This is a genomic window from Pseudomonas sp. URMO17WK12:I6 (assembly GCF_003253625.1).
Lineage (GTDB): Bacteria > Pseudomonadota > Gammaproteobacteria > Pseudomonadales > Pseudomonadaceae > Aquipseudomonas.
In genome coordinates, this window is the sequence record NZ_QKYZ01000001.1 from 141596 (window position 1) to 153206 (window position 11611).

The window sequence follows — 11611 nt, forward strand, 5'->3', positions numbered from 1 at the left end:
AGGAGCCCGCCATGAACACCGCCGCCGCTTTTGCCGATTTCCGCACCTATCCATTGATCAGCGCGTTGACCGCCGTGCACACCCTGGCGGACCGCATTCAAGTGAAGTGGGCGGACGGTCGGGTCAGCCCTTTTCATCATCAATGGCTGCGGGACAACTGCCCGTGCCCACAGTGCGTCTACACGGTGACGCGTGAGCAAGTGCTGGAAATCGTCGATGTCGCAGAGCACCTGATGCCTGAAAACGCCACCGTCGATGCCGAAGGCTGCCTGTGCGTCGATTGGCAGGATGGCCACCTCAGCCGCTTCGATCCGGGCTGGCTGCGGGCCCATGCCTATGACGACGAGTCCCGCGCCGAACGCCAGGCCGGGAAACCGAAAGCCAGGCTTTGGCATAGCGATTTGCAGCTGCCAGTGTTCGAATACCAGGCCCTGATGGAGAACAACGACGCTTTGTTGCAATGGCTGCTGGCCGTGCGCGATATCGGCCTGACTCAAGTGCGCGGAGTACCCACCGAGCCAGGCTCGCTGAAGCTGATCGCCCAGCGGATTTCGTTCATCCGCGAGAGCAATTTCGGCGTGCTGTTCAACGTGCAATCCAAGGCCGATGCCGACAGCAATGCCTACACCGCCTTCAACCTGCCACTGCACAGCGATTTGCCGACCCGGGAGTTGCAACCGGGGCTGCAATTTCTGCATTGCCTGGTGAATGACGCCGACGGTGGCGAGAGTATTTTCGTCGACGGTTTTGCCATCGCCCAAGCTTTGCGTCAGGAAGACCCCGTGGCGTTTCAAGCCTTGTGTGAAATCCCCGTGGAGTTCCGCAACAAGGACCGCCACAGCGACTACCGCTGCCTGGCGCCGATCATCGCGCTGGATGCATTCGGGCAAGTGTCGGAAATCCGCATGGCGAACTTTCTGCGTGGGCCATTCGATGCTTCAGTGGAGCAGATGCCCAGGCTGTATCGCGCTTACCGGCGTTTCATTGCGATGACCCGCGAGCCGCGCTTCCGGGTGATGACACGGCTCAACCCCGGCGAGTTGTGGTGCTTCGACAACCGCCGCACCCTCCACGCCCGCAACGCCTTCGACCCCGCCACCGGCGCCCGGCACTTCCAGGGTTGCTATGTCGACCGGGATGAATTGCTGTCGCGCATTCTCGTTTTACAACGCTAGACCGCGTCATCGTTCATCGCGGGCAAGCCACGCTCCCACAGGTTACTCACGACCCCTGTGGGAGCGTGGCTTGTCGGATCGCCGCACCGCCGCGATGGCGTGCGCACAAACAACACAAATTCTGGATTCGCAGGCAAAAAAAACCCCGATCAAGCCGTGACAAGATCGGAGCTGAGGAGGGTACTGTTGAGGAGCTGTTGCGCGAGGGTGACCAAACCTTCGTGGAGCCAGCTGAGTCCAGTGTGCCTACTCCCATCTTTCGCAAGTTAGCCGAAAGCGACCTGTTCATAGGTATTGCGGCCATTGCGACAAATCGTCCTTGCCGACACCCACAGCCCCTACCAGAATCGAACCACGACACCGTTCCCTGAAGAAGGATTGCGTCATGATGTACGCCGATTTGATAGACCAGGAAGACCTGTTGAGCCAGCTGAAAGCGTTGGGGTTTTCAGTGCCCCCCGGCGCAACCGCCGAGCAAGCCTGCGAATGCGCAGTACGGGGCTTGAACAACGAGCGGGCAATCGAACTGCGGACCATGGTCAAGCAGATGTACACCAGCAGCGCGTCAATCCAGCCGGCCGTGCGTCAGGCCATTGACAAGCAACTGTTACCGGCATTGGCGCAATACCAACAGAGCCATAGCGCCTGATTTCCGGGGTGTGAACACTTTGTGGCGAGGGAGCTTGCTCCCGCTCGAGCGCGAAGCGGTCGCAAAACCGGTACATGTGAATGAAGAATGCATGTACCGGTTTTGGGGCTGCTCCGCAGCCCAGCGGGAGCAAGCTCCCTCGCCACAATAGTTTGCCGGGTTTAGAGCCTTACGCTGGCAAACGTCGATTCATTACGCGCCTGGCTCAACGCCGACAGCGGCCCGGACAACGGCGACAGCACCAAGGCTTGCGGCAGCGGCATCATCGCCACTTGTTGCGTGGTATTGGAGCCTACGCGCTCGTCACGCGGCGGAATGCCGAAGTATTCGCGGTAGCACTTGGAGAAGTGCGGCGTGGACACGAACCCGCACACCGACGCCACTTCGATGATCGACATCGGCGTTTGCTTGAGCAATTGCCGAGCACGGATCAGGCGCAGTTTCAGGTAGTAACGCGACGGCGAGCAGTGCAGGTATTTCTGGAACAGCCGCTCCAGCTGACGACGCGAAACGGCGACATAAACCGCCAGTTCATCGAGGTCGATCGGCTCTTCGAGGTTAGCCTCCATCAGCGCCACGATTTCCTGCAGTTTCGGCTGGTTGGTGCCGAGCATGTGCTTGAGCGGCACGCGCTGGTGATCCTGCTCGTTGCGGATGCGCTCGTAGACGAACATCTCCGAAATCGCGGCCGACAGTTCACGACCGTGATCGCGGCTGATCAGGTGCAGCATCATGTCCAGAGGCGCAGTGCCGCCGGAGCTGGTGAACCGGTTACGGTCGAGGGTGAACAGACGGGTACTCATGGCCACCCGCGGGAAAGCTTCCTGCATAGCGGCCAGACATTCCCAGTGCACGCTGCAATCGAAACCGTCCAGCAGGCCGGCGCACGCCAGCGCCCAGCTGCCGGTGCAGACCGCGCCGAGACGACGGGACTGACGCGCCTGGCTTTGCAGCCACGACACATGCTCACGGGTTACGGTGCGCTGAATGCCGATGCCGCCGCAGACAATGACGGTGTCCATGGGTGGTGCTTTGTGCATGGAGGCGTCGGGGGTGATCTGCAGGCCGTCACTGGCCCAGACCTGACCGCCATCGACGGTGAGCGTGGTCCAGCGATACAGCTCGCGGCCGGACAATTGGTTGGCCATGCGCAGGGGTTCTACTGCGGAGGCCAGAGAAATCAGCGTGAAATTGTCCAGCAGCAGAAAGCCGATGGATTGAGGCGCACGGTTCTGGGGTTGGGCCCCGGAGTTGAACGTCGTCATCGCGGTATCTCCTCACACAAAGCGGGTGATGGCCTCAGGCGGAGGCTCTTTTTATTGCCATCGTTCTCGCGTGGGAGACGGGCTTTGTAATGACAGAGCAATTGCCATGCCTAAATTGAATGCGCGTTCAATAACTCCTGAAAACGACGTCGCGATGCGTCTAGATATGGCGCGCAGAGATAAGAGGTTAAAAGTGCCATCAAAGGCCCCAAACCCGTGCCCCCGTTGCGTGTGAGCAAATCGGTAGCACTTGTGGGAACAGGTCTGCGACGCGGCGGTCAAGAGTGTCACCGCTGGCACAGGTGACGAACGGTCAGGGTTTGAATTTGATCCCCGACCGGGGAGCCGGGCTTGCCTGTTTGCGACGCGCCAAAACGTGGCGCGTTTTAGTGCGCGTGTTCACTTGGTGCGCAGTTTTGACTGGTCTGGTGTAGCACATGAGGTCTTTGTGGAGAGCAGGCTTGCCCCCTCTCCACAGGTCAACTCGGTTTCAGCACTCCACCGCGCTAACCGCCAAGCCACCGCGCGACGTCTCTTTATATTTGTCGTGCATGTCGGCACCGGTATCACGCATGGTGCGGATCACCCGGTCCAGCGAGATAAAGTGCTGGCCGTCACCGCGCAGCGCCATCTGCGCGGCGTTGATCGCTTTCACCGCAGCAATCGCATTGCGCTCGATGCACGGCACCTGCACCAGCCCGCCCACCGGGTCGCAGGTCAAGCCGAGGTTATGCTCCAGGCCGATTTCCGCCGCGTTACACAACTGCTCCGGCGTGGCACCAAGAACCTCCGCCAACCCGGCCGCCGCCATGGCGCAAGCCGAACCGACTTCACCCTGGCAACCGACTTCGGCACCGGAGATCGAGGCGTTCTTTTTGCACAGAATCCCTACCGCCGCGGCACTGAGGAAGTAATCGACCACATTGGCGTCGGTCACTGCCTCGCTGAATTTCATAAAGTAGTGCAACACCGCCGGAATGATCCCCGCCGCACCGTTGGTCGGCGCCGTTACCATGCGCCCGCCGGCAGCGTTTTCTTCGTTGACCGCCAACGCGAACAGGTTGACCCACTCCATCGCGCTCAAGGTCGAGCCGATCACGTTGGGCTTGTTCAGCTCTTGCAAGCTGCGGTGCAACTTGGCCGCGCGACGGCGCACATTAAGACCACCGGGCAGGATGCCTTCGTGCTTGAGGCCTTGCTCCACACAATCCTGCATGGCGCGCCAGAGCTTCATCAGACCGCTGCGGATTTCTTCTTCGCTGCGCCAGACTTTCTCGTTGGCCATCATCAATTCGGCCACGCGCAGGTTGTGCTTCTTGCACAGGCTGAGCAATTCGACGGCACTGGAGAAGTCGTAAGGCAGCACGGTGTTATCCAGATCCACCACACCGCTGGAAGCTTGCGCCTCGTCGACGACAAAACCGCCGCCGATGGAATAGTAGGTATCGCGATGCAGCTCGCCGTGATCGCCTTCGGCGACCAGGGTCATGGCGTTCGGATGGAACGGCAGGTTCTCGTCGATCAGACGCATGTCCCGGGCCCAGATGAACGGGACCGACAAGCGGCCGTCGAGCAATAGCGTGTGAGTTTCACGCAAGGCTTCTATACGGATGCCGATTTGCGACGGATCGATCGCGTCGGGCCACTCGCCCATCAACCCCATGATCACCGCGTTGTCGCTGCCGTGGCCGATGCCGGTGGCCGAGAGCGATCCGTATAGCTGAACTTCGATGCGACACACCTGCTCCAGAAGCCCCCGCTCGCGCAAACCTTGCACGAACAGCGCCGCGGCGCGCATAGGCCCCACGGTGTGCGAACTGGAAGGGCCGATGCCGATTTTGAACAAGTCGAAAACGCTGATAGCCATTACTGCTGAACTCCTGGATGTGCCTGCTCCAGGCGCAAAAGCGCCCAGTGACGGAGCTGCTACGCTCAAGCTGCAATCCGTCGAGATGGCCGCATCATCAGGCTTTTACCATGTCGTTCAACGTCTCACACCGACGCACTCATGCCCACTAGCGCCGCAGGTCTCTTACGCAATGTTTTCGCCGTTTTTTTGCGGATCAGCGGGGCAAATCGGGCTGAAAAAAGCTGTAAACGACGTCACCGACACTGGATGCGACCATCCCTGTACTGGTTACGACGCACCCTGTAGGCGTCAGATTTTCACTGGTACATGATCGTATCGACTCGATTGCAAGGCGCTGTGGTAGAGCTGTCTCCAAAACGCCATCCAACCGCAACAGATAAGTGCGGTGGTCCAGTCGGAACACTGCCAAAAAAAACACTTAGGAGTCGCCCCTATGAAAGGTTCCCCGTCGTTGTTGTTGGCCGCCATGCTGAGTCTGCCGTTCCTGGCTCAAGCCGCAGAGCCGGCCCAATGCAGCACCGTAAACTTCTCCGATGTCGGCTGGACGGACATTACCGCGACCACCGCGACCACCAGCGTTGTGCTCAACGCCCTCGGCTACAAGACCAAGACCACGATGATTTCCGTGCCGGTGACCTACAAGTCCCTGGCCGACGGCAAGAACATGGACGTGTTCCTGGGTAACTGGATGCCGACCATGGAAAACGACATCAAGGCCTATCGGGATGCCGGCACCGTGGAAACCGTGCGCACCAACCTCAAAGGTGCCAAATACACCCTCGCCGTACCACAAGCGCTGTACGACAAAGGGCTGCATGACTTTGCCGACATCGCCAAGTTCAAGAAAGAACTCGACGGCAAGATCTACGGTATCGAGCCAGGCAACGACGGCAACCGTCTGATCCAGAGCATGATCGACAAAGACGCCTTCGGTCTCAAAACCGCCGGTTTCAAAGTCGTCGAGTCCAGCGAAGCGGGCATGCTGTCGCAAGTCGACCGTGCGCAAAAACGCGACACAGCCGTGGTGTTCCTCGGCTGGGCACCGCACCCGATGAACAAACGTTTCAAGATTCAGTACTTGACCGGTGGCGATGACTTCTTCGGCCCGGATTTCGGTGCTGCCACCGTTGCGACCAACACTCGCAAGGGGTATACCCAAGAGTGCAGCAACGTCGGCCAACTGCTGAAAAACCTGGAGTTCACCGTCGACATGGAGAGTACGCTGATGGGCAACATCCTGGACGACAAGATGAAGCCTGAAGCGGCCGCCAAGGCCTGGCTGAAAAAGAACCCACAGGTGCTCGATACCTGGCTCGCTGGCGTGACCACCATTGACGGTAAACCAGGCCTGGAGGCCGTGAAAGCCAAGCTCGCGCAGTAATCGCTTACGCCGGGCAGGCTCGCCTGCCCGGGCTGTTTATTTCCTTGCATGCGGACGTTCACTACCATGCTGATTGATCAGAAAATACCCTTAGGCCAGTACATCGCGAGCTTCGTTGAATGGTTGACGCAACACGGCGCCAGCACCTTCGACGCCATCGCCGTGTCACTGGAAACGATGATCCACGGCGTGACTTTTGCGCTGACCTGGTTCAACCCGCTGGCATTGATCGGCCTCATCGCACTACTGGCACATTTCATCCAACGCAAATGGGGCCTGACCGTTTTCGTCATCGCTTCCTTTCTGCTGATCCTCAATCTGGGGTACTGGCAGGAAACCATGGAAACCCTCGCCCAGGTGTTGTTCGCCACCCTGGTCTGCGTAGTGATCGGCGTGCCGTTGGGTATCGTCGCCGCGCACAAACCGATGTTCTACACACTGATGCGGCCGGTGCTCGATCTGATGCAGACCGTACCGACTTTCGTGTACCTCATTCCTACCCTGACCCTCTTCGGTCTGGGTGTGGTCCCGGGTCTGATCTCGACGGTGGTGTTCGCGATTGCCGCGCCCATCCGCCTGACCTACCTGGGTATCCGCGATGTTCCGGACGAACTGATGGACGCCGGCAAAGCCTTTGGCTGCTCGCGCCGTCAGTTGCTCTCGCGCATCGAACTGCCCCACGCCATGCCAAGCATCGCGGCCGGTATCACCCAGTGCATCATGCTGTCGTTGTCGATGGTGGTGATTGCGGCACTGGTGGGCGCCGACGGCCTGGGCAAACCTGTGGTCAACGCACTGAACACTGCTGATATCGCACTGGGCTTCGAAGCAGGCCTGGCGATCGTATTGCTGGCGATCATGCTCGACCGTATCTGCAAACAACCCGAAGCCAAAGTAGGGGGTGACGCATGAGCATTATTCGCTTCGAAGACGTGGACGTGATCTTCTCCAAAGATCCACGCGCCGCTCTCAAACTGCTCGACCAGGGCATGACCCGCAACGAGATTCTGAAAAAGACCGGGCAAATCGTTGGTGTCGAAAAGGCCAGCCTGGACATCGAGAAAGGTGAAATCTGCGTACTGATGGGTTTGTCCGGCTCCGGCAAATCCAGCCTGTTGCGCTGCATCAACGGCCTCAACACCGTTAGCCGTGGCAAGTTGTTCGTCGAACACGAAGGCCGGCAGATCGACATCGCGTCCTGCACCCCGGCGGAACTGAAGATGATGCGCACCAAGCGCATCGCGATGGTGTTCCAGAAGTTCGCCCTGATGCCTTGGCTGACGGTGCGCGAGAACATCAGCTTCGGTCTGGAAATGCAGGGTCGCCCCGAGAAAGAACGCCGCAAACTGGTGGACGAGAAGCTTGAGCTGGTGGGCCTGACCCAGTGGCGCAACAAGAAACCCAATGAGCTCTCCGGCGGCATGCAGCAACGTGTCGGCCTGGCCCGTGCGCTGGCGATGGACGCCGACATCCTGCTGATGGACGAACCGTTCTCGGCCCTCGACCCGCTGATTCGCCAAGGCCTGCAAGATGAACTGCTGGAACTGCAAAACAAGCTGAGCAAGACCATCGTCTTCGTGAGCCACGACCTCGATGAAGCCCTGAAGCTGGGCAGCCGTATCGCGATCATGAAGGACGGCCGGATCATCCAGTACAGCGTGCCGGAAGAAATCGTCCTGAACCCTGCGGACGATTACGTGCGCACCTTCGTCGCCCACACCAATCCGCTGAACGTATTGTGTGGTCGCAGCCTGATGCGCACCCTGGACAACTGCAAACGCATCAACGGTTCGGTGTGCCTGGATCCGGGCGGCGATTCGTGGCTGGACCTGGCCGAAGGCAACACCATCAAAGGCGCGCGCCAGAACGGCTCGAGCCTGGATCTGCAGAAATGGATACCTGGGCAAGCGGTTGAAGCCCTGGGCCGTCGACCAACGCTGGTGGACTCCAACATCGGCATGCGCGATGCGCTGCAGATTCGTTACCAGACCGGCAACAAGCTGGTGCTGCACGACAACAACAAAGTGGTCGGGATCCTGGGCGACAGCGAGCTGTACCACGCGCTGCTCGGCAAGAACCTGGGGTAAGCAAGACAGCAGACACAAAAACGCCGCGAGATGATCGCGGCGTTTTTGTTTGTGCAGATATCCGGTCTGGAATACCGACAACTGTGGCGAGGGAGCTTGCTCCCGCTGGGTTGCGGAGCGACCCCAATCCAGACACCACGGTATTTCAGATAGATCGCGTAACCAGGATCTACGACTGCTTCGCAGCCGAACGGGAGCGAGCTCCCTCGCCACAATGGAGATGCGGTGCATTCACTGCACCGCATCACCTCAAACCTCAGCTATAAACCCGGCCTAGCAGCTGCCGATGGCTTTCAAACTGATCGAGCACGTCACGGGTGATCTGATCCTGAGTGAAGCCCATCAAGTCATAGTCCTGGCTGCCGTTGTGCAGGTACACCTCAGCACGGTAGTAACGTGCGCGCGGTTCATCGGCACTTTCGGCCGACACCGCTTCACTCGCCGCCGCCAGATAACCGTCCAGGCTCACTTCGTAGACAAAAGGGTTGCCCTCTTCCATCTCGATCCGCAGGCCCATGCAACGCTTGGCTTTACCCAGCAACGTTTGCACGTCCAGGCCCTTGCCGCGCAGTTGAACCACGGCCTCTTCCAGCGCCGGGCTGACTTGTTTGTCCATGAAACGCTGAACAATCGACTGATTCGGCTGCAGATCCAGCTGGGTCAGACGCTCGCTGAAACCACGACGACCACGCGCCGCCAGTTCCGCTTGCTCCTGTTCGATCTGCACGTCCTGGCGCATGGCCTTGTGCAAGCCGAACATGAAGAATACCAGCACCACCGAGAACGGCAGCCCTGCCAGCACCACCATGGTTTGCATGGCTTCGAAGTTACCGGCGAACAGCAGACCGATGGTCACCAGGGTGATCACCACCGACCAGAAAATCCGCAGCCAGTGCGGCGCGTCTTCGTCGACGTTGCCGCCCTTGCAGGAAAGGTTGGCCATCATCACCGCGCCGGAGTCCGCCGGGGTCAGGAACAACACGAAGCCAACAAAAATCGACACGCCAATGACAACTTTCGACGCAGGGTAATGCTCAAGCAACTGGTAGATCGCCATCGATGGCTGTTCCAGCGCCGTCTTCCCGAGCTCCACCGCCCCATGGTTCATCACCAGGTCCAGGGCCGAGTTACCGAAGATCGACAGCCATGCCAGGGTGAAACCCAGCGGGATCAGCAGCACACCGGCGACCAGCTCACGCACCGTGCGACCACGGGAAATACGCGCGATGAACATGCCGACAAATGGCGCCCAGGAAATCCACCAGGCCCAGTAGAACAGGGTCCACAGGCCCAGCCAGCGGTCAGACTTCTCACTGTCGCCTTCATACACGTAGAGGTCGAAGGTCTTCAGCACCACGCCATTGAGGTAGTCACCGATGTTCTGCACAAAGCCGTTGAGCAGGTGCAGAGTCGGGCCGAACAACAGCACGAAAATCAGCAGGCCGCTGAACAGCACGATGTTCAGGTTGGACAGACGGCGAATGCCGTTTTCCACGCCGGACACAGCGGCGATGGTCGCCACGGTGCTCATCACGATGATCACGATCAGCAGGTTGGTGTTGCTGTGTGCCATGCCGAACAGGTTTTCCAGCCCCGACGACACTTGCAGCGAACCGATCCCCAGGTTCGTCACCAGCCCCAGCAGGGTCACGAACATGCCGAAGCCGTCCACCGCATGACCGGCCGCGCCTTTGACCCAACGCTCGCCGACCAACGGATAAAGCGCCGAACGCAATGCCAACGGCTGGTTATGACGATAAGCAAAGTACGCCACGGCCAGGCCGACCAAGGCGTAGATCGCCCAGCCATGCAGGCCCCAATGCAGGAACGTCAGCTGCACTGCCTGACGTGCGGCAAGGTTGCTGCCGGCGACGCCTTCCGGCGGGTTGAAGTAATGGTCCAGTGGCTCGGACGCACCGAAGTACAACAGCGAGATGCCGATACCCGACGAGAACAGCATCCCCGCCCAGGCGCCGTAGCTGAAGTCCGGGGTATCGTCCTTGCTGCCCAGCTTGAGCTTGCCATAAGACGAAAACGCCAGGCCAACCACGAACACCAGGTAGGCGGCGATCACTACCATGTAGTACCAGCCGAAGCTGCGGGACAACCAGGCCTGGGCAATGCCGAGCATTCTGCCGGCCTCTTGCGGGGCGATGATCAGAATGGCGGTCAACAACAGAATCAACGCGGTAGAGGTGTAGAACACCCAACCGTTGACCATCACCTTCTCGGGTGGGGTCTTTATTAGAGAGGCAGAACTCATGGCACAGATGCTCCGGGCAGTGCGAGAGAAGAACACAAGGCAACGCGGTACCCGACCAATCGATTAGTTGGCAGCCGACCGGCGGGTGATATAAAGACACCCCGAAAAAAGCCCGAAACCCCTGGAACGCGTCTGCGTATGGGTTTCGAGCATTTTTGGATGTCGGTTTATCGTCATTTACACGTAGGAAAAATCTGTAAGCAGCGACGAATTGTCGCAGATCTTATTCTTTGTTGATTGAACGTTCAATCAAAACAAAATAGACTGGCCCTCAATCCGGTAGGCGTATTTCGTCCACCGGGAGGCCTAAGGAGATGTGCAAGATGCCCAAGGTCGGTATGCAACCCATCCGCCGCCAGCAATTGATCGAAGCCACGCTACAGGCCGTCGATCAGGTCGGCATGGGGGACGCCAGCATTGCGCTGATCGCCCGTTTGGCCGGTGTCTCGAATGGCATCATCAGTCACTATTTTCAGGACAAGAATGGCCTGATCGCCGCCACGATGCGGTATCTGATGAGCGTCCTCAGCGAGAACGTCACCGCACGCCGTCAGGCGATGGCAGATGACAGCCCACGGGCGCATCTGCAGGTGATTATCGAAGGCAACTTCGACGCCAGCCAGGTCAATGGCCCGGCAATGAAAACCTGGTTGGCCTTCTGGGCCACCAGCATGCACCAGCCGTCTTTGCACAGGTTGCAGCGGATCAACGATCACCGTCTGTATTCCAACCTGTGCTGCCAGTTCCGCCGTGCGTTGCCGCTTGATCAAGCGCGCAGCGCCGCCCGGGGCCTGGCAGCCCTCATTGACGGTTTGTGGTTGCGCGGCGCGTTGTCGGGAGATGCTTTCGACACCGAGCAGGCGCAAAGAATCGCTTACGAATACATGGATATCCAATTGGCCAAGCAGGTGAGTTAGAGCA

General features: G+C 59.3%; 9 protein-coding genes. 6 read left to right on the top strand and 3 right to left on the bottom strand.

The annotated features are described in order from the left end of the window. The first annotated feature begins 11 nt into the window (after nucleotides 1-11). Nucleotides 12-1175, top strand: a complete 1164-nt coding sequence (locus F475_RS00660) for a gamma-butyrobetaine dioxygenase (protein WP_111452948.1) — start codon at nucleotides 12-14, stop codon at nucleotides 1173-1175. A 385-nt stretch (nucleotides 1176-1560) separates the two neighbouring features. After that, complete coding sequence (locus tag F475_RS00670) at nucleotides 1561-1824, top strand: hypothetical protein (RefSeq protein ID WP_018928775.1); 264 nt, start codon at nucleotides 1561-1563, stop codon at nucleotides 1822-1824. Nucleotides 1825-1985: 161 nt separating this feature from the next. Here the strand turns inward: F475_RS00670 and F475_RS00675 are convergent, their stop codons facing one another. Both F475_RS00675 and F475_RS00680 read right to left on the bottom strand, forming a co-directional pair. Next, entirely contained in the window at nucleotides 1986-3089 is a 1104-nt protein-coding gene (locus tag F475_RS00675; RefSeq protein WP_007975492.1) for a GlxA family transcriptional regulator, read from the bottom strand. A gap of 490 nt (nucleotides 3090-3579) precedes the next feature. After that, nucleotides 3580-4956 (bottom strand): L-serine ammonia-lyase, encoded by a 1377-nt coding sequence (locus F475_RS00680; protein WP_018928774.1) that lies wholly within the window; start codon nucleotides 4954-4956, stop codon nucleotides 3580-3582. A 436-nt stretch (nucleotides 4957-5392) separates the two neighbouring features. On the opposite strand from F475_RS00680, the gene F475_RS00685 reads away from it, so the two are divergent. From F475_RS00685 to choV, 3 genes are all read left to right on the top strand, one after another. Further along, a complete protein-coding gene (locus F475_RS00685; RefSeq protein WP_018928773.1) occupies nucleotides 5393-6340 on the top strand; it encodes a choline ABC transporter substrate-binding protein in 948 nt (315 codons plus the stop codon). Between the two features lie 66 nt (nucleotides 6341-6406). Next, entirely contained in the window at nucleotides 6407-7252 is an 846-nt protein-coding gene (gene choW, locus F475_RS00690; protein WP_018928772.1) for a choline ABC transporter permease subunit, read from the top strand. Further along, nucleotides 7249-8427: a choline ABC transporter ATP-binding protein gene (choV, locus tag F475_RS00695; protein ID WP_018928771.1), complete on the top strand. Its 1179-nt coding sequence runs from the start codon at nucleotides 7249-7251 to the stop codon at nucleotides 8425-8427. Before choW ends, choV begins: the two co-directional genes overlap by 4 nt. A 256-nt stretch (nucleotides 8428-8683) precedes the next feature. On the opposite strand, the gene F475_RS00700 is transcribed toward choV, so the two are convergent. Beyond that, complete coding sequence (locus F475_RS00700; RefSeq protein WP_231380631.1) at nucleotides 8684-10633, bottom strand: BCCT family transporter; 1950 nt, start codon at nucleotides 10631-10633, stop codon at nucleotides 8684-8686. 380 nt (nucleotides 10634-11013) lie between these two features. On the opposite strand from F475_RS00700, the gene betI reads away from it, so the two are divergent. Then, complete coding sequence (betI, locus tag F475_RS00710; protein ID WP_018928769.1) at nucleotides 11014-11607, top strand: transcriptional regulator BetI; 594 nt, start codon at nucleotides 11014-11016, stop codon at nucleotides 11605-11607. The last annotated feature ends 4 nt before the right edge of the window (nucleotides 11608-11611 follow it).

Excerpts from the sequence above, each read along its gene's own strand:
- F475_RS00660 (WP_111452948.1), top strand. The coding sequence starts at position 12 with ATGAACACCGCCGCCGCTTTTGCCGATTTCCGCACCTATCCATTGATC.
- F475_RS00670 (WP_018928775.1), top strand. The coding sequence starts at position 1,561 with ATGATGTACGCCGATTTGATAGACCAGGAAGACCTGTTGAGCCAGCTG.
- F475_RS00675 (WP_007975492.1), bottom strand. The coding sequence starts at position 3,089 with ATGACGACGTTCAACTCCGGGGCCCAACCCCAGAACCGTGCGCCTCAA.
- F475_RS00680 (WP_018928774.1), bottom strand. The coding sequence starts at position 4,956 with ATGGCTATCAGCGTTTTCGACTTGTTCAAAATCGGCATCGGCCCTTCC.
- F475_RS00685 (WP_018928773.1), top strand. The coding sequence starts at position 5,393 with ATGAAAGGTTCCCCGTCGTTGTTGTTGGCCGCCATGCTGAGTCTGCCG.
- choW (WP_018928772.1), top strand. The coding sequence starts at position 6,407 with ATGCTGATTGATCAGAAAATACCCTTAGGCCAGTACATCGCGAGCTTC.
- choV (WP_018928771.1), top strand. The coding sequence starts at position 7,249 with ATGAGCATTATTCGCTTCGAAGACGTGGACGTGATCTTCTCCAAAGAT.
- betI (WP_018928769.1), top strand. The coding sequence starts at position 11,014 with ATGCCCAAGGTCGGTATGCAACCCATCCGCCGCCAGCAATTGATCGAA.